Source organism: Actinoplanes sp. TFC3 (assembly GCF_001553785.1).
In the GTDB taxonomy this organism is placed as follows: domain Bacteria; phylum Actinomycetota; class Actinomycetes; order Mycobacteriales; family Micromonosporaceae; genus Actinoplanes.
On sequence record NZ_LOJP01000001.1, the window covers coordinates 5,917,692 to 5,935,901 of the forward strand.

The 18,210-nt window shown below is 69.0% G+C and carries 12 protein-coding genes; 3 read left to right on the top strand and 9 right to left on the bottom strand.

The window, feature by feature from the left end; all coding sequences use genetic code 11:
• The 6 genes from serA to TFC3_RS26690 all read right to left on the bottom strand — a co-directional run bounded on the left by serA (position 1) and on the right by TFC3_RS26690 (position 9,060).
• Complete coding sequence (serA, locus tag TFC3_RS26665; RefSeq protein ID WP_067505445.1) at positions 1–1,599, bottom strand: phosphoglycerate dehydrogenase; 1,599 nt, start codon at positions 1,597–1,599, stop codon at positions 1–3.
• An 83-nt stretch (positions 1,600–1,682) separates the two neighbouring features.
• Complete coding sequence (mpgS, locus tag TFC3_RS26670; RefSeq protein WP_082772322.1) at positions 1,683–2,945, bottom strand: mannosyl-3-phosphoglycerate synthase; 1,263 nt, start codon at positions 2,943–2,945, stop codon at positions 1,683–1,685.
• 174 nt (positions 2,946–3,119) lie between these two features.
• The gene (gene ilvC / locus TFC3_RS26675; protein ID WP_067505448.1) at positions 3,120–4,133 is read right to left on the bottom strand and encodes a ketol-acid reductoisomerase; all 1,014 of its coding nucleotides are present in this window, start codon (positions 4,131–4,133) and stop codon (positions 3,120–3,122) included.
• Positions 4,134–4,171: 38 nt separating this feature from the next.
• Positions 4,172–4,696 (bottom strand): acetolactate synthase small subunit, encoded by a 525-nt coding sequence (gene ilvN / locus TFC3_RS26680; protein WP_067505452.1) that lies wholly within the window; start codon positions 4,694–4,696, stop codon positions 4,172–4,174.
• Positions 4,693–6,519 (bottom strand): acetolactate synthase large subunit, encoded by a 1,827-nt coding sequence (locus TFC3_RS26685; RefSeq protein ID WP_067507673.1) that lies wholly within the window; start codon positions 6,517–6,519, stop codon positions 4,693–4,695. Before TFC3_RS26685 ends, ilvN begins: the two co-directional genes overlap by 4 nt.
• 147 nt (positions 6,520–6,666) lie before the next feature.
• Entirely contained in the window at positions 6,667–9,060 is a 2,394-nt protein-coding gene (locus TFC3_RS26690; protein WP_067505455.1) for a bifunctional diguanylate cyclase/phosphodiesterase, read from the bottom strand.
• A 124-nt stretch (positions 9,061–9,184) separates the two neighbouring features.
• Here TFC3_RS26690 and ilvD point away from each other — a divergent pair, with 124 nt between their 5' ends.
• The 3 genes from ilvD to TFC3_RS26705 all read left to right on the top strand — a co-directional run bounded on the left by ilvD (position 9,185) and on the right by TFC3_RS26705 (position 13,455).
• The gene (ilvD, locus tag TFC3_RS26695; RefSeq protein ID WP_082772537.1) at positions 9,185–11,032 is read left to right on the top strand and encodes a dihydroxy-acid dehydratase; all 1,848 of its coding nucleotides are present in this window, start codon (positions 9,185–9,187) and stop codon (positions 11,030–11,032) included.
• 367 nt (positions 11,033–11,399) lie between these two features.
• A complete protein-coding gene (locus TFC3_RS26700; protein ID WP_153040391.1) occupies positions 11,400–13,052 on the top strand; it encodes a PP2C family protein-serine/threonine phosphatase in 1,653 nt (550 codons plus the stop codon).
• Complete coding sequence (locus TFC3_RS26705) at positions 13,045–13,455, top strand: response regulator (protein ID WP_067505464.1); 411 nt, start codon at positions 13,045–13,047, stop codon at positions 13,453–13,455. Before TFC3_RS26700 ends, TFC3_RS26705 begins: the two co-directional genes overlap by 8 nt.
• Here the strand turns inward: TFC3_RS26705 and TFC3_RS26710 are convergent.
• The 3 genes from TFC3_RS26710 to TFC3_RS26720 all read right to left on the bottom strand — a co-directional run bounded on the left by TFC3_RS26710 (position 13,434) and on the right by TFC3_RS26720 (position 18,159).
• Positions 13,434–15,632, bottom strand: coding sequence for an ATP-binding protein (locus TFC3_RS26710; protein ID WP_067505466.1), 2,199 nt, complete (start codon positions 15,630–15,632; stop codon positions 13,434–13,436). The genes TFC3_RS26705 and TFC3_RS26710 overlap by 22 nt on opposite strands.
• A gap of 88 nt (positions 15,633–15,720) precedes the next feature.
• Positions 15,721–16,230 carry a DUF4440 domain-containing protein gene (locus TFC3_RS26715; RefSeq protein ID WP_236718325.1) on the bottom strand — a complete coding sequence of 170 codons (510 nt, stop codon included), beginning with the start codon at positions 16,228–16,230 and terminating at the stop codon, positions 15,721–15,723.
• Between the two features lie 207 nt (positions 16,231–16,437).
• A complete protein-coding gene (locus TFC3_RS26720) occupies positions 16,438–18,159 on the bottom strand; it encodes an RICIN domain-containing protein (protein ID WP_082772324.1) in 1,722 nt (573 codons plus the stop codon).
• Between the last annotated feature and the right edge of the window lie 51 nt (positions 18,160–18,210).

An 18,210-nucleotide genomic window follows, 5' to 3' on the forward strand; every position in this document is an offset into this window, starting at 1 on the left:
TCACTCCTCGCGCAGGTCCACGATGCTGCCCCGGGTCGACCCGACCGCCTCGGCCACCGTGGACAGCAGCTCGGCGTCGACCGAGGAATCCACGGTCAGGGCCATCAGCGCCTCGCCCCCGGCCTCGCGCCGGGCCACCTGCATCGCCGCGATGTTGACCCCGGCCTCGCCGAGCAGCGAGCCGATCCGCCCGATGATGCCCGGCCGGTCGGCGTAGCGGAAGAACAGCAGCACCCCGCCCGCGCCCAGCTCCAGCTCGAACTCGTCGAGGCGGGTGAGCTTGCGGATCTCCCGGGCTCCCGAGGTGGTCACGGTGCCGGCCACGCTCACGCTCCGGCCATCGGGCAGGGCCCCTCGTACGGTCACGAGGTTGTCATGCTCGACCACCTCGTCGCTGGTCACCAGCTCGACCGCGACGCCCCGGCCGGCCGCGAGCTGGGGGGCGTTGACGTAGGTGACCCGCTCCTCGACCACCGAGGCGAACAAACCCTTCGTGGCTGCCAGCTTGAGCACCGTCACGTCGTGGGAAACGATCTCGCCGTGCACCTCGACCGTCACGTTCGCCGCGATGCCACCGGCCACCGCCGTGAAGACCTTGCCGAGCCGTTCGGCGAGCGCGAGCAGCGGCCGTACGTCCTCGTCCACCACGCCGCCGGCCTGCACGTTCACTGCGTCCGGCACGAACTCCCCGCGCAACGCCAGTTTGACGCTGCGCGCCACCGAGAGCCCTGCCTTGTCCTGTGCCTCCGCCGTCGACGCGCCCAGATGCGGTGTCACCACCACGTTGTCGAAGGCGAACAGCGGCGAAGAGGTGGCCGGCTCGGTGACGAACACGTCCAGCCCGGCCCCGGCCACCCGGGCGTCGCTCAGCGCCTCGGCCAGCGCCCGCTCGTCCACCAGCCCGCCGCGAGCAGCGTTGATGATCCGCACCCCGGGCTTGACGAGCGCCAGCTCTTTCTCCCCGATCAAGCCCAAGGTCTCCGGGGTACGGGGTAAGTGCACCGAGATGAAATCGCTCTCCCGCAGCAACTCCTCCAGGCTCACCAGCCGCACGCCCAGCTGAGCCGCCCGCGCCGGTTGGATGTACGGGTCGTACGCGATCAGCCGGGTCCCGAACGCCGCCATCCGCTGCGCGAACAGCACCCCGATGCGGCCCAGCCCGACCACTCCCACGGTCTTGCCCTGCACCTCGACACCGGTGTACCGGGACCGTTTCCACTCCCCGCGTTTGAGGGCAGCGCTGGCGCTGGCTGTGTGCCGGGCCACGCTGAGCAGCAGCGCGACGGCTTGCTCGGCGGCCGAGACGATGTTCGAGGTGGGTGCGTTCACCACCATGACCCCGGAGGCAGTGGCGGCCGGCACGTCCACATTGTCCAGACCCACCCCGGCGCGGGCGACCACCTTGAGCCGGGGTGCCGCAGCGATGGCTTCCCGGTCGACCTGGGTGGCGCTGCGCACGACCAACGCGTCGGCCTCCGCCAGCTCGGTGAGCAGCGCGGCGCGGTCGGTGCCGTCGACCTGGTGGAGCTCGAAATCGGAGGCCAGGACATCGAGGGCGGCGGGTGCGAGTTCCTCAGCGATCAGCACGACAGGCGTCATAGGTCCCCATCTCGCTACATCACGTAACCAGAGGGTGACAGTATTCCTCAGACCGGTAGGCGCCGCCACGCCCACCGGCAGGGTCAGATCGCGTGGTGCGGAATGGCGCGGCGCTCGATCGGTGGCGCCGGCGGGAGGCCGTTGGAGGCGCGCCCGTCGAACTGACGGAAGGACAGCGCTTCGGCGTCCAGGCCGTCGTAGAGCAATTCCAGGTCGAGGCTGGCGACGGGCGGATAGACCCGTTCCTTCGGTGGTTCCTGACCGGCTTGCAGCGCGCCCTGCGAGATCATGAAATCGACGATTGCCTGGCGCACCGAGGGCAGGGTGACCGGCGAGTGGTAGATGACATTGAGGGCTTGCATGCGCATGCCCTGCACGTGTTCCTCGCCCTTGTTGTCGTGGAAATGCGGGTTGCGGGTCTCGATCTGCAGAATCGGCACCGAGCCGGCCATCACCTCCGCATCGCTGCTTTCCAGCACGCCGCCGAACTGCTCGAAGACGTCCATGTACTCGTACGGCTCAACCGCGAAGCCGCCCGCAAGCCGCAGTTTCAGGCCCAGTTCGAGGGTCATGGCATGCTCACCGGCGTTGCCCGTGGCGATGACCTCGGTGCCGAAGCCGGAATACTCGGCGAGGAACTTGTTGAGCCATTCGTTGGTGATCTGGGAACTGCGGCCCTTGCGGCTGAAGAACAACCGGCCGTCACGCAGCTTGGGTTTGGAGTGCCAGGAGATCCGGACCATCGAGTACGCGCTGCCGGCCAGATAGAGCCCCGCCGCATAGGCCTTGCAGTACTCATTGACCGCACCGGGCACGTAATTGTCGGCGTCGACATAGCCGAGGTATTTGCGGCCGGTCATCGCGGCCACCGCCATGCCGATCAGCATGGCCTCGCCCTTGCCGTTACGCACCAGGCCGTCCTCGCCGATCAATTCCGTCATGCCGGCGGCTTTGAACGCGGCGGCCAGGCCCGGGTCTTTTTGATGGACGGCCACCGCGGAACGGCCCGCCAGACGGCAGAACTGCTCAAGCGTCTGCGATTCGATCTCGTAGCGGTCCACCGGACGCCTGTCGCTGTTCGAGACAAGCACAATGAGACAGTCATGGGGAATCCCGGAGAGCACGCCTTCGATGACGCTTCGTGTCTCATTCATGCAGGGGACGACGATTACCATTTGCGACTCGACGGCACGCATTGCTTCCGGCGGCACGACGCGGCTACCAGCCGAAAGGCTCGGCTGACCAGTGTCGTGCACGGCGCCCGAGTCGAGCTCGATCACCCTCTGCAGCTCTTGGATCCGGACCGCGCCGAAGCGCTCACTCCGGAAAGAATCAGCCAGTCGCATGCGGCGAGGCTACCTGCTGCGCACCACCGGCAAGTACCTCAACGATGCACAATTCGATGACGACGCCAATAAGGTAAGAGGGACGTAACGCCCGCGTTTCAAGTAATCGTCGCGTCACCCGGAGCGGGTCGCGGGCCAAAGAAAAAAGCACCGCGACCCGGAGGGCAAAACGGATCAGGCCGTCTCGGTGATCGGCCGGTCCACCCAGCTCATCATGCTGCGCAGCTTGGCGCCGGTGATCTCGATCGGGTGCTGGGCACCCTGCTCGCGGTACTTCTTCAGCGCCGGGGCGCCGGCCTCGTCATCGGCGATGAGGGTGCGGGTGAACTCGCCGGACTGGATGTCGGCGAGGATCTTCTTCATCTCCTCCTTGACCCCGGCGTTGATCACACGCGGGCCGGAGACGTAGTCACCGAACTCGGCGGTGTCCGAGACGCTGTAGCGCATCCGGGAGATGCCGCCCTCGTACATCAGGTCGACGATGAGCTTGAGCTCGTGCAGGCACTCGAAGTAGGCGATCTCCGGGGCGTAGCCGGCCTCGGTGAGCACCTCGAAACCGGTCTGCACCAGCGCCGCCGTGCCACCACAGAGCACCGCCTGCTCGCCGAACAGGTCGGTCTCGGTCTCTTCCTTGAACGTGGTCTTGATGACCCCGGCGCGGGTGCCGCCGATGGCCTTCGCGTACGACAGGGCGAGCGCCTGGGCGCCACCGGTGGCGTCCTGCTCGACGGCGATGAGCGCGGGCACGCCCTTGCCGTCGACGTACTGGCGGCGGACCAGGTGACCCGGGCCCTTGGGGGCGACCATCGCCACGTCGACGTCGGCCGGGGGCTTGATCAGCTCGAAGCGGATGTTCAGGCCGTGGCCGAAGAACAGCGCCTTCCCGGCCGTGAGGTTCGGCTCGATCGACTCGGTGTAGATCTTGCGCTGCGCGGTGTCCGGGGCCAGCACCATGATCACGTCGGCCCAGGCGGACGCCTCGGCGGGGGTGAGCACCTTGAGGCCCTGCTCCTCGGCCTTGGCCCGGCTCTTCGAACCCTCCTTCAGGCCGATCACCACGTCGACGCCCGAATCGCGCAGCGACAGCGAGTGCGCGTGGCCCTGGCTGCCGTAGCCGATCACGGCGACCTTGCGCCCCTGGATGATGGACAGGTCGGCGTCGTCGTCGTAGAACGTTTCCGCGGTCATGACTTCCCTTTCGAAATTCTTGTGTGGGTCAGGCGGGATCAGGCCGCGCGCAGGGCAGGGCCGGTGGTGATGGACCGGCTGCCGCGGCCGATGGCCACGAGACCGGACTGCACCATTTCCTTGATGCCGTACGGCTCGAGGTCGCGCAGCAACGCGTCCAGCTTGTCGGGGTTGCCGGTCGCCTCGATCGTGAGGGTGTCCGGTGCGACGTCGATCACCTTCGCCCTGAACAGCTCGACCGTCTCGAGCACCTGGCTGCGCATGGCCCGCTCGGCGCGGACCTTGACCAGCAGGAGTTCACGCTGCACCGACTGCTGCGGGTCCAGCTCGACGATCTTCAGGACGTTCACCAGCTTGTTGAGCTGCTTGGTCACCTGCTCCAGGGGTGAGGAGTCGGCGTTGACCACGATCGTGATGCGGGAGACGTCGGGGTTCTCCGTCTCGCCCACCGCCAGCGAGTCGATGTTGAAGCTGCGCCGGGAGAAGAGCCCGCTCACCCGGGCCAGCACGCCTGGCTTGTTCTCCACCAGCACCGAGAGGGTGTGCTTGTTCTGGCTGCTCACAGGTCATCCTCTTCGAAGTTGGGGCGCAGGTCCCGGGCGTGCATGATCTCGTCGTTGCTGGTGCCGGCGGCAACCATGGGCCACACCATGGCGTCCTTGCCGACCGTGAAGTCGATCACCACTGGCCGGTCGGTGATGTCCATTGCCGCCTTGATGGTGGCGTCCACGTCGTCCTTGGACTCGCAGCGCAGCCCGATGCAGCCCAGCGCCTCGGCCAGCTTCACGAAGTCGGGGATGCGGTGCTTGTGCGTGCCCAGCTCGGTGTTGGAGTAGCGACCCTCGTAGAACAGGGTCTGCCACTGGCGCACCATGCCCAGGTTGCCGTTGTTGATCACGGCGATCTTGACCGGGATGCCCTCCAGCGCGCAGGTGGCCAGCTCCTGGTTGGTCATCTGGAAACAGCCGTCGCCGTCGATCGCCCACACCGCGGTCTCGGGCCGGCCGACCTTGGCGCCCATCGCGGCGGGCACCGCGTAGCCCATGGTGCCGGCGCCGCCGGAGTTGAGCCAGGTGCCCGGCTTCTCGTACTTGATGAACTGCGAGGCCCACATCTGGTGCTGGCCCACGCCGGCCACGTAGATCGCGTCCGGGCCGGCGAGCTGGCCGATGCGCTCGATCACGTACTGCGGGGCGAGCGTGCCGTCGGTCGGCTCGTCGTAGCCCAGCGGGTAGCGCTCGCGCAGGTCGTTGAGCTGGGCCCACCACGGCTCGTAGGCCGAGGCGCCGGTCGCCGAGGTGGAGATCGCGGCGATCAGCTCGTCGATCACGTGCCGGGCATCGCCCACGATGGGCACGTCGGCGTGGCGGTTCTTGCCGATCTCGGCCGGGTCGATGTCGGCGTGCACGATCTTGGCGTCCGGCGCGAACGAGTCGAGCTGGCCGGTGACCCGGTCGTCGAAGCGGGCGCCGAGGGTCACCAGCAGGTCAGCCTTCTGCAGGGCGTACACCGCGGGAACCGTGCCGTGCATGCCGGGCATGCCCAGATGCTGCGGGTGCGAGTCGGGGAACGCGCCGAGCGCCATCAGCGTGGTGACCACCGGGATGCCGGTGAGCTCGGCCAGCTTGCGCAGCCCGTCGGTGGCGCCGGCCTTGAGCACGCCGCCGCCGACGTAGAGCACCGGGCGCTTGGCCGCGGCGATCAACCGGGCTGCCTCGCGGATCTGCTTGCCGTGCGGGTGCAGGGTGGGCCGGTAGCCGGGCAGGTCCAGCGTCGGCGGCCAGGAGAACGTGGTCTGCGCCTGCTGGACGTCCTTGGGGATGTCGACCAGCACCGGGCCGGGCCGGCCGGTCGAGGCCAGGTGGAACGCCTGCGCGAGAACCTGAGGGATCTCCTCGGGGTCCTGGATCAGGAAGTTGTGCTTCGTGATCGGCAGCGTGATGCCCTGGATATCTGCTTCCTGGAACGCGTCGGTGCCGATGGCGGCGCGCGAGACCTGACCGGTGATCGCCACGATCGGCACCGAGTCCATGTAGGCGTCGGCGATCGCGGTGACCAGGTTGGTGGCGCCCGGCCCGGAGGTGGCGATGCACACGCCGACCTTGCCGGTGGCCTGGGCATAGCCGGTGGCGGCGTGACCCGCGCCCTGCTCGTGGCGCACCAGGATGTGCCGGACCTTGGAGTCGTACAGCGGGTCGTAGGCCGGCAGGATCGTCCCGCCGGGAATGCCGAACGCCACCTCGACGCCGAGCGCCTCCAGTGACCGCACGAGGGAACCGGCCCCGGTGACCGGGGTCGGGGAAGCCGGTACAGCCGTCCCGGAGGCCGCTGCGACGGTGGCCGGGGTAGCGCGGTTTGCGAGGGTCTCTGGCGTGGGTCTCGTCATGACGATCAGGCCTTCGTTCGGGTTCGGATGCCGTTCTTCGCGCAACAAAAAAGGCCCGCGTGCTTTCGCACGGGACCTAGCGCACTGCCCGGGGTTCTAGATGGGCAGCGCGCTCAACTAAGTACGAGGAACGACGAACACATGCGGCTAAGACTGCCCCATCTCACGTGGTGCGTCAACTGATCTCACATCTTGGTCACTCGAAAAGGCCGGATCGGTGGGCAGGACCGCTCTCACCTGCCGCATTCCGGGCCCCAGCATGACGATCTGGCTGCGAGCAGGTGCCGTTGAGGAAACCGGCGGGCGGTTGCGGGCCGGCGGAACCGGGCGTACTCCGCCGGGCCGAGCGGTGAGCAGCTTGGCCTCGAAATGCTCGGCCGGCACGCCCCAGCCGAACAGCGAGCCCTGCCCGAGCCGGCACCCGGCCTGCTCGACCACCTCGCGTTGCGCGGGGGTGCCGACGCCCTCGGCCAGCACCTCCAGGCCCAGCCGGTGCCCGAGGCGCACGACGACGTCGACCAGCGGCGCGGCCATGCCCGTCCGCGACTCCGGCTCGGCGACCAGCGCGTGATCGATCTTCAAGATGTCCACCGGCAGGTCGCGCAGCTGGCCCAGCGAGGAGTAGCCGGCCCCGAAGTCGTCCAGCGCGATCCGCACCCCGGTGGAGCGCAGCTCGACCAGGCGGCGGATCAGCTCTTCCTTGTCGGTGGCCACGGCATGCTCGGTGACCTCCAGCACGAGCCGCTGCGGGGGAACGCCGTACTTCTCCAGCACGCCGGCCACCCGGCACGCGTAGTCGGCGGCGTGCAACTCCTTGGGTGACAGGTTGACCGACACCCACACGTCGTGCCCGGCCGCCAGCCACTGCGAGAGCTGACGGCAAGCCTGGTCGAGCACCCAGGAGCCGAGCACGCAGATGAGATCGGACTCCTCGGCGACCGGGATGAACTCGTCCGGGCGGACCTTGCCCAACTCGGGGTGGGTCCAGCGCAACAGAGCTTCCGCGCCCACTGGACGTACCGATGGAAGCGTCACGACCGGTTGGAACACCAACCGCAACTGATCCCTGTCGATGGCGTGGCGAAGCTCGTTCTCCAGCACGCTGTGCCGGCGCAGCAGCTCGTCATAGCGCTTCTCGTAGCTCTCCACCCGGTTCTTGCCGCGCTGCTTCGCGTAACGCAGCGCCAGATCCGCGTCGCGCATCAGCTCGCCGGTGTCGCCGGGCGCGGGAGAGCCCGCCACGCCCACGCTCGCCGACAGGAAGACCGGCCCGTCGGTGGTGTCGTAGGGCTCGCACAGCACTTCGAGCAGCCGCTCGCTCACCCGCAGCGCTTCCTCGCGGCTCGCCATCATCAGCACCGCGAACTCATCCCCACCCAGCCGCGCGGCCACGTCCCCCTCACGCAGGTTGGCGCGCAGCCGCTCGCCCACCTCAGTCAGAACCGCGTCACCGATGTCATGCCCGCGCATGTCGTTGACGTTCTTGAAGCCATCCAGGTCGATGCTGACCAGCGTGCGGTCGTGCGCGAAGGACGCGTCGGTGCGCAGCGCCCGCACCAGACCCCGCCGGTTGGCCAGCCCGGTGAGCGGATCGGTGTGCGCCAGCTCGCGGAAGTGTGCCTCCCGCTGACGCAACCGCAAGGTGTAATCCCGTACGTCCCCGAGCGCCACGTATTGCCGGGTGACCAGCGCGAAGCCCTCCACCGTGGCGCCCACGAAGCCCAAACCGGTGAATTCGCCGCCGGCCAGCAGGTGGTAACAGCCGGCCAGAAACATCGAGCCCATGGGTACGAACGCATAGCCGGATCCGCGCTGGATGATGTCGCCGGTGACCGTGACCGGCCGGTCCGCGCTGCGCACGCCGCGGGCCACCACGAACAGCCCCGCCGGCAGCAGGATCGCGCTGCTCAGCACGATAACCGGCCAGTCCTGGCAGATGCCGCCGGACAACGCGGTGGCGCCGATCGCCACCATGGTGACCCCGGCGGAGACCCGGACCGTGGCGTAGCGCGGCCGGTGCGCATGCATCGCGAGAATGGTGGTCAGGCCCGTGGCCAGCACCGCGACACCGGCGGGCAGCAACATCGGCAGGCACCGGACCGGGGTGGCCGCGCCCAGGATGCGGGTGGGTGCGGAGACCAGGATCCAGCCCACGAACCAGATCGCCGCCGCGACGATCAGACCGTCGAGCAGGTGACGCAGCGCCGCCCGGCGGCTCTCCGCGGCGCCCGGCAGCATCAAGGTGCCGGTCAGCAGCGTGATCGTGCCCAGGGCCATGGCGAGCGCGACCGCCTGGCCCAGCGTCCGGCCGTCCCGGTGCGGCAGCAGCACCGCGGTAAGCAGGCCGGCCAAGGCGGCGGCGGTCGACAGCGCACCACCCGCAGCCAGCAGGAGGTGGGCCCGGCGCGCGGCACCCGTGTGTTTACGTCCGGATTTGCCCAGCAAGGCGACGGCCGGGACGGCGACCAGGAGGCTCGCCAGCCCGGCCAGCTCCACGCCGGACGGTGAGTGCACGGGAACACTCTGCCGTACCGCGATCATTTGTTGTAGTCCCTGTCACGTCCCGCCTTGCTGTCCCGCCTTGTCGCGCTTCCGCGTCCCGCCTTGTGGAAGCATGACGGGCGGCACACCGGCGGTCCTTACTCGCGGTGGCACTATGGGTGTCATGCCTGAGCTGCGTTCCCGGACCTCAACACACGGTCGGACGATGGCCGGCGCCCGCGCCCTCTGGCGCGCCACCGGCATGACCGACGACGACTTCGGCAAGCCCATCGTGGCGATTGCCAACAGCTACACCCAGTTCGTACCGGGGCATGTGCACCTCAAGGACCTCGGCGGGCTCGTCGCCGACAGCATCGCCGAGGCCGGCGGCGTCGGGCGCGAGTTCAACACCATTGCCGTCGACGACGGCATCGCCATGGGCCACGGCGGCATGCTCTACTCGCTGCCCAGCCGCGAGCTGATCGCCGATGCCGTCGAATACATGGTCAACGCGCACTGCGCCGACGCCCTGGTCTGCATCTCGAACTGCGACAAGATCACCCCCGGCATGCTGATCGCCGCACTGCGGCTCAACATCCCGACGGTGTTCGTCTCCGGCGGCCCGATGGAGGCCGGCAAGACCGTCGCCATCGAGGGCGTGGTGCACGAGAAGCTCGACCTGGTCGACGCGATGAGCGCCAGCGCCAACGACAAGGTCACCGACCAGCAGCTCGACACCATCGAGCGCTCGGCCTGCCCCACCTGCGGTTCGTGCTCCGGCATGTTCACCGCCAACTCGATGAACTGCCTGACCGAGGCGATCGGCCTGGCCCTGCCCGGCAACGGCTCCACGCTGGCCACGCACGCCTCCCGCAAGGCGCTGTTCGAGAAGGCCGGCGCGCTGATCGTCGACATCGCCAAGCAGTACTACGAGAACAACGACGAGAGCGTGCTGCCGCGCACCATCGCCAGCCGCGACGCCTTCGAGAACGCGGTGGCCCTGGACGTGGCGATGGGCGGCTCCACCAACACGGTGCTGCACCTGCTGGCCGCGGCCCGCGAGGCCGGGCTGGACTTCAGCGTCGCCGACATCGACGCGATCTCGCGCCGGGTGCCCTGCCTGAGCAAGGTCGCCCCGAACAGCCCCAAGTACCACATGGAGGACGTGCACCGGGCCGGTGGCATCCCCGCCCTGCTCGGCGAGTTGAACCGCGGTGGCTCGCTCAAGACGAACGTCCGGTCCGTACACTCCCCCGATCTCAGCAGTTGGCTGGACGCCTGGGACATCCGCAGCGGCTCGGCCAGCCCCGAGGCGCTGGAGCTCTTCCACGCCGCCCCCGGCGGCGTGCGCACCACCCAGCCGTTCAGCACCGAGAACCGCTGGGCCACCCTCGACACCGACGCCGAGAGCGGCTGCATCCGCTCGGTCGAGCACGCCTACACCGTCGATGGCGGCCTGGCTATCCTCTTCGGCAACCTCGCCCCGGATGGCTGCGTGGTGAAGACGGCAGGCGTCGATGAGTCGATCTGGAAGTTCACCGGACCGGCCCGCGTCTTCGAGAGCCAAGACGCGGCGGTCGACGGCATCCTCGGCAAGCAGGTGGTCGAGGGGGACGTCGTGGTGATCCGCTACGAGGGCCCCAAGGGCGGCCCCGGCATGCAGGAGATGCTGTACCCGACGAGCTTCCTCAAGGGCCGCGGCCTGGGCAAGGCGTGCGCGCTGATCACCGACGGCCGCTTCTCCGGCGGCACGAGCGGGCTGTCCATCGGCCACGTCTCTCCGGAGGCGGCTTCCGGGGGCCTGATCGCCCTGGTCGAGACCGGCGACGAGATCACCATCGACATCCCCGGCCGCAGCATCACGCTCAACGTGTCGGACGAGGATCTGGCCCAGCGGCGCCACGAACAGGAGCGGCGGGCCAAGCCTTACACGCCGGCTGACCGGGTGCGGCCGGTGTCGGCGGCCTTGCGGGCATACGCGTCGATGGCTACCAGCGCCAGTGATGGCGCTTACCGGCGGGTGCCCGAGTAGGGCACTGTTCTTTCTTGGTGGCGGCTTGGTGGCGGCTCGGATCTCTGCGTTGAGGAGCCCGAGCCGCCCCGGCAAAGCCTCGAGAAGGCTCAGTAGTCCAGGATCTGGATGTAGTCCCCGGTGCAACTGTCCGACAGCTTCGCCTGGTACGTGCCGTACAGACCGTTGACGTCCCGCCGCCTCAATGTAGTGAAGATCGACGGCTCGTGGGGGGCAGTTCAGGCGCTCAAGGCGCGCGCCGGGCACCCCCGGCCGTCGTTTGCTCTGGTGCAAGGATCCGCGCATACTTGCTCGGGCTCTCGGGGGCCGTCACCCTCTCGGACTCTCGGGCCCGTTACCCTGAGTGAGGGATGGCTGGGAGGTGGGCGTGGGCGACAGCGAGCTGGGGTGGGCCGCGACGCTGCACCGGCTCTGGACGGCCGTCGCTGCGATCACTGCGCGCGACCAGCTTGCGGAGCTTGTTCTGCCGCCGCTGCTGGGTGAGCCGGGGGTGCTCGGCGTGTGGGGGCTGCGTCATGACCCCCGGGGACACACTTCGGCGTACCGGTGGGCGGGCCTGCCATTGGAAGCCGACGACGAGAAGACCGCCGAAGCCCTGGCCGAGGCCGCACCTCAAGAAATCCCGGAATCTCTGGCCAAGCGCGGTGTCCGCCACGCCATCTCCCTCAGCGTCGAAGTCCCCGGCAAATCCGGTGGCACCATGATGGCGCTCACCGACGACACCGCCGACCTCGAGCGGGTACGCGCCTGCCTGGCCCAAGTAGTGGACGTAGCCCGCGAGGCCATCCACCGCCTCGAAGGCCGCCGCGACGAGGAAGCGCAGCAGATCCGTGATGCCCTGCTCGCCGAGGCCTCCCTGCAGATGGACGCCGTCCTCGACACCAAGCAGACGCTGCGCCGGGTGGCTCGCATGGCCGTGCCGGCGATCGCCGAGGGATGCCTGGTCTACACCTGCGACAACGACACGCTCTCGCTCAGCAGCGCCGTCCACGTTGACATGCGCCGGCTCGATGCCGCGTTGAATCACGCCGAGACCACTGACGGGCTGGGGCGGCTGGCCCGGTGTGCAGTGGCCGGGCGGGCCAAGCGGATGCACGTGGAAGCGCCGTTCCAGGCTGGGACCCGGACCCTCCATCCTGAGGTGCTGCGGGCGCGCGGGCGCGTACTCGGTGTTCTGCTGTTCCTCTTCGACCGAGGGGATGAGCGGATTCCGCCGGCCGATTTCTTGCGGGACCTGGCTTATCGGGCGGCCCTGGCGATCGACAACGGGCAGTTGTACGAGCAGCGCCGCCGCGACGTGATGACCATGCAACAGCATCTGCTGCCCGCCCGTCTGCCGGTTGCCAAGGGTCTGCACATGGCGGCGAACTACGCCGTCGGGGACCGGGTGACCGAGGTGGGCGGGGACTTCTACGACGTGGTGGCCCGCTCGGACGGCACGGTGGCGGCGCTGATCGGTGATGTGTGCGGGCGTGGCCCTGAGGCTGCGGCGCTCACCGGGATGGCCCGGCACACCTTGAGCACGCTGCTGCAGGAGGGCGTGTCACCCGGGCGGGCGCTCGGGCGGCTCAACAGTGGCCTGCGGCGCGACGGCTCGTGGCGGTTTGTGACCACCGGTGTGGCGATGCTGCGGCCGGGACCCAGCGAGGTGAGCGTGCGCTGGTTGTCAGCCGGTCATCCGGCGCCGATTGTGGTGCGCCGGGAGCGTCCGGCCGAGGCGGGGCGCGGCGGTGGGATTCCGCTGGGGGTTGTGGCGAAGCCGTCGATCGGGCGGTCGCAGTTGCAGCTGGCGCCGGGTGACACGCTGCTGATGTTCACCGACGGGCTGACCGAGAGCCGCGATGCCGGCGGCGTGATGTTCGAACATCGCGAGCTGTGGAACACGCTCGATCGCCTGCGCGACGCCCCGGTCGAGGAGCTGGTGCGCGAGGTGAGCAGCGCCTCGGCCGCGTTCGGCGGGGGCGGGGGCGATGACATCGCCGTGCTGGCGATCCGCGCGAGGGGGCACCACGATGGCTGACACGGACCCGGATTTCGTCCTGGTGGTCGAGGACTCCGAGGAGGACGTCGAAGCCATCGGGCGGGCCATCGGGCGCTCACATCCGAACGTACGGCTGGAATTCCTGCGGTCGGGCGCCGACGTGCTGCCCCGGCTCAACCAGCCTGACACCGTCCTGCCCGGCCTTGTTCTGCTCGATTTGAACATGCCCGGGGAAGGCGGACTGCAGGTCATTCAACGGGTACGAGCAGAGCCCGCCCTGCCGCACCTGACGCTTGTCGTCTTCACGTCGTCGGAGGATCAGACGGAAGCCGATGCGTGCTATGCGGCCGGGGCGGACAGCTACATCTACAAGCCGATCAACTTCGCTCTGTTCCGTACGGTCCTCACTCAGACGTTGGATTATTGGCGCGCCCGTTCCTGACCGGGAAACGTCGCCCACATCGTCGTGCCCCCGCCCGGCGTCTCCTCGGCCCACACCCGCCCGCCGTGGCGTTCCACGATGCGGCGCACGATCGCCAGCCCCGCGCCCGACCCGTCACCCGGGTTCGTCTTCGGGTGCAGCCGCCGGAAAAGTTGGAACGCCTCCTCGCGTAGGTGCGGTGGCATGCCCACACCGTTGTCCCGTACGAACAAGGCATCCGCTTCCGCCCCCACAGCCACCCGCCGCGCCCCCTGCACCCGGGCATACTTGGCCGCGTTCACCAGCAAGTTGACCAGCACCTCGTCGAACAGCACCGGATCGGCCAGCAGCACGGCCCCCGGATCGGGCAGCTCGATCTCCACGCGCTCGGATTCCAGCCGCGGCCCGGCCACCTCCAGCGCGTGCTCGACGGCGGCCCGCAGGTTCACCGGCTCGCGGCGCAACTCGGTGCGCCCCAGCCTTGAGTAGTAGAGCAGCGCGTTGAGCAGCTCATCCATCCGGGTGGCCAGCCGCTGGATGGAGGTCAGCCGCCGCGCGGTCACCGGGTCCAAGTCGTCCGCCGCGTCCTCGGCGATGAACGCCGCGGTGTTCGCGATGCCCCGCAAGGGCTCCTTCAGATCGTGCGCAGCCGCGTGCGCGAACGAATCCAAGTCGACGTTGCTGCGGCTCAGCTCGGTGTTCAGTGCCACCATCTCGCGCGCGTAAGCCACCGCGATCTCCATGATCCCGCGGCCCAGCTCCCCCGCCATCGCCAGATCCGTCGCGGTCCACGGCAAACTGCGCCCGCGCACGGTGGCCAGGAACACCGCCGTCGACCCGCGCGGGGTCAACCGCTGACCGTGCGGCCCGAGCACCACCGGCGTATCCGGATCGGCCGCCCACCGCCGCCGCGACGTGCGTTCCTTGCGCAGCCACATGATGCTGTCCCCGGCGTTGCTCAACCGCAGCACGAGCGCCCCGGCCAGGTCCGGCGTGCCCGACCCCACCTCGTCGCTGTGCCACAACTCGCCCGCGCCCAACGGCGGAACAGCCGCGGCCAGTGCCGCAACAGCTTCCGGGCCCGGATCAGCCCCGTGCACAACGGTCTCACCATTCATCCGTACGGCCACAGCATCGCAATCCATCACGCGCTCCAACCCGGCGGGCCCCGCGGCCCACCCGGTTGGCAGGTCGGCAGCCACCCGCTCCATCAACCGGACGATGACCGTGCGCGACTGCTCCCGCCCGGCGCTGTCGTCGCGCTCCCGCAACGCCGCCAGGTGCAGGGACAGGGCAACCCCGAAGAACTCGCACGCCGCCCGGAGCTGCGGGCTCAAGGTTTTGACGTCGCGGCCGTGGCAGGCGATCAGCCCCCAGAGCCGCCCGTGGGCCAGCAGCGACACCGACATCGAGGAGGTCACCCCGATGTTGCGCAGGTACTCCAAATGAAAAGGTGACACCGTACGCAGCACCGACAGCGACAGGTCCAGCGGCTCCGCGGTCACCGGCTCCAGCACGGCGGTGGCGTCGTCGACGTCGGCGATGACCCGGATCCAGTTGTGTTCGTACAGCCGGCGGGCTTGCGGGGGGATGTCGGTGGCCGGGAACCACAGTCCCAGCCACGGTTCCCATTCCGGCGCAACCTCCTCGGCGACCACCTCGCCGGGCCCGTCAAAGGACTCGAACCGATAGGCAACCACGCGGTCGTACCCGGTGATCGCTTTGATCTCGCGCACCGCCGCCTGGCAGGCCTCGACGACTGTGGTGGCCCGCTGCAACCGCACGAGCGCTTGCCGGATCGGCGCGTAGAACGCGGTGAATTCGTTGACCGCAGGCCCGGCCGGCTCGAACTCCAGCACCAGCAGCCCCTCGGAGCGGTGCACGGTAACGTCGAAACGCCCGGGAATCTCCAACGGCATCATGGCCGCCTGCCCCGCATCGGCATCCACCAGGGCGAGCAGGGTCTCCAACTGCTCCCCCGTCAGTAGGTGCGACACCGGCGCCCCGATCAGCGGCCCGGCCCCGAGCATCGCCTCGGCGTTCGCGCTCGCTACGACGATCCGGTCACCGTCGATGGCAACCAGCGAACCGTAGGACTGGACGCCCCCCAGCCGGTGAATCGGCTCCCGCACACAGGCCGACAGGTCGAAGGTGGTCCCGGTCTCAACCTCAGCCGCAGCGGCCCGATCATCAGTCACCAGCCGACGGTATCCGGTCTGGCGCGCGTGGTCCGCGGGTGTGTGGGGTGTGGCCTGCTGTTTCGACGCTGCCTGCCTGATCTCCGGCTTACGGCTTGGTGCTTGCGACCGGGACCTGGGTCCTGTTTCGCGGGGGTTGGCCGATCGGCGTGTTCTGGGCGGCGGCCAGCCACCATCGGCCTTCGCGTTCGACCAGCACGTAGAGGGCCATCTCCGAGAACCCGCCCGCTGCGAGGGCCTGCCGGCGGATCTGGGTCACGACGACCCCCGGTGTGGGCGCGAGGACCGACACGACTTCGAAGCGCGAGGCCGGGGCCGGGGCTGGGGTTGTCGACGGCGACTGGTTCATGAATCGACGGTGGATCGCGTTCAACTCCGTGAAGCCGGCCAGCGTTGCTCCGTACGGGCTGCCCCACAGGATGTCGGCGGCGAACCAGGCGTCGTACACGTCGGCGTCCATGGCGTTCCCGCCTAGCTGCAGTTGCGCCGCCAGCTCCGCAGCCACCGTCTCGGCAGCGGCGTGGGCCGCCGGGTCGTTCAACGCCACTCGTTGCTCGGTTCCGGTCATCGGTCGGTCCTCGCTCATGGGGTCGGGCATGCCACGACGGTAGGAGCTCAACCCGGGTTGAGATCAAGCCGTCCGGGGCCGGACCCGTCGCGGCCGGGCTCCACCCCCTCTCGTGCCAGCGGTCGAGGGCGAACCCTCTGCCGTGCACCGCGACCCTTCACAGGAGCGGGCCACCTAACGCGAAACGCCGGCCCCTCCCGCCATCCAAGGCAGAAGGGGCCGGCGCCCGGAACGGGATCAGCCCTTGATCTTCGCGACCTTCGCAGGCGGCGTCAGCTGGTGCACGTCCGCCTTGAGCCCGCCCTTCCGCTGCGTAGCGCCGGAAGCAGCAGCAGGAGCAGCCGCCCCAGGAGCAAACGTCGCCACAATCGGGAAGTCGACGTCCGTGGCCTTGCTCGGCCAGGCGATCCCGAAGCTGGCCCCGGACGGCACCGTGTACGCAAACACCGTCGGGTCGTTAGCAGCCAGGGTTTCCGTGCTTTCCGGGTCGGAGACAAGCCGCCAGGCGCCGAACGTGTCGGTGTTCGAGCCGGTCTCGTAGGACAGGTAGACCTGGCCCAGCGAGTCGCGGGCGCTGATCACCACGCGGCCGGTGGCCGGGTCGGTGGCCGCGCTGGGGGTGCCCACGGCGTTGAGACCCGCGACCGGGGTCAGCGTGGTGGCGTACGAACCGTCGGCGTTCTGTCCCTTGACCTGGATCTGACCGGCGGACGTGCGGCCCACCAGCACCGAGTCGTTGCCCGGCTTGCCCGCTACGGTGAAGCCGGTGAACGTGCCGGTGAGCTGGACCCAGTCGGATAGCTGGCCCGAGGCGAACACCGCAGTCCACAGCCGGTTGGTGGTGTCGTTGGCGAAGACCCGGACACCGGCGGCGGTGCGGACCAGCGAGGGGGTGCCGGTCAGGCTGGTGCCGCCGAGGTTGCGCCAGGCGCCGTAGGGCACCGTGGTGTTGTTGACGACCTGGGGTGCGTACCAGAGCTCACCGTTGACCACGGCGAAAGCGACGAGCGCGCCGTTGGGACCGAGTTGGCCGAGCACCGGCTGCGGGGTGAACGCTCCGCCGATGTCGTGGATGAGACCGTACGAGCCGGAGCCCTTTGCCGTCTCATCGGCCAGCTCGATGTCACCGGCGGCGGCGTCGTGGGCCAGCACCTGCACGCGGCCGTCCTGCAGCCTGGCGCTCTGGGTACGGCCGGTGTAGCCGAAGCCGTCGGTCTGGCTGTAGATCGGCTCGGGGGCGTTGGGGTCGGTGTTCTGCGGGTCGGGGTTGCGGTCGGCCAGCACGGTGAGCTGGTTGTCGACGTTGATCCAACTGTAGTGGACCGGCGCGGTGCCGCCGCTGGTCGCGGCCGTGCCCTGCACCACCGAGATCGGCTGCTTGCTGGTGAACGGGCGCGCCACAGGGGTGCCGGAGGTGGCCGGCGGCTGGAAGAACTGCTCGTTGCCCGCTGTCGTCGACGCCGAGCAGGTGTACTGGATCAGCTGAATGTTGTCGGCAGTGCTGTTGCGCGGCAGGTTGAGGCACTTGCCGCTGCCCACGCCGACGAAGCGTACGGTCGGGCGCCCGGGGATCTCCTCGACGTGCCAGAGGTTGTTGTCGCTGGTGGCGCTGCACGTGTATTGGATGATCAGTGCGTTGTTGGCGGTCGAGGCGCTGGTCACGTTGAGGCACTTGCCCGAGCTGACGACCTGGATCTGGTAGAACCCGCCGGATCCGGCCACCGGGACCAGCTTGAACTTGTCGTTGAGGGCCGTGGCCGAGGTCGAGCAGGTGTACTGGATGACCTTGGCGTTGTTGGCGGTGCTGTTGTTGCCGATGTTGAGGCACTTGCCGCTGTGCCCGAGCCGGAGCGTGCTGCCGGCCGCGGGTGTGGTGGCGGCCTGGGCGGCGGCTGCGGGCACGAGCACCGCACCCGCCGCCATCAGGCACAGCCCAGCCAGAGTGGACAGAGTTCGCATTCAAAGCCCCCGTCGCATCGAAGTACGCAGAAATCTCCCACTTCCCGGCGG

Bases quoted from the DNA above. Each gene is read 5' to 3' on its own strand.
- TFC3_RS26690 (WP_067505455.1), bottom strand. From the start codon at position 9,060: ATGATCGCGGTACGGCAGAGTGTTCCCGTGCACTCACCGTCCGGCGTG.
- TFC3_RS26720 (WP_082772324.1), bottom strand. From the start codon at position 18,159: ATGCGAACTCTGTCCACTCTGGCTGGGCTGTGCCTGATGGCGGCGGGT.
- serA (WP_067505445.1), bottom strand. From the start codon at position 1,599: ATGACGCCTGTCGTGCTGATCGCTGAGGAACTCGCACCCGCCGCCCTC.
- ilvD (WP_082772537.1), top strand. From the start codon at position 9,185: ATGCCTGAGCTGCGTTCCCGGACCTCAACACACGGTCGGACGATGGCC.
- mpgS (WP_082772322.1), bottom strand. From the start codon at position 2,945: ATGCGACTGGCTGATTCTTTCCGGAGTGAGCGCTTCGGCGCGGTCCGG.
- TFC3_RS26685 (WP_067507673.1), bottom strand. From the start codon at position 6,519: ATGACGAGACCCACGCCAGAGACCCTCGCAAACCGCGCTACCCCGGCC.
- TFC3_RS26705 (WP_067505464.1), top strand. From the start codon at position 13,045: ATGGCTGACACGGACCCGGATTTCGTCCTGGTGGTCGAGGACTCCGAG.
- ilvC (WP_067505448.1), bottom strand. From the start codon at position 4,133: ATGACCGCGGAAACGTTCTACGACGACGACGCCGACCTGTCCATCATC.
- TFC3_RS26715 (WP_236718325.1), bottom strand. From the start codon at position 16,230: ATGCCCGACCCCATGAGCGAGGACCGACCGATGACCGGAACCGAGCAA.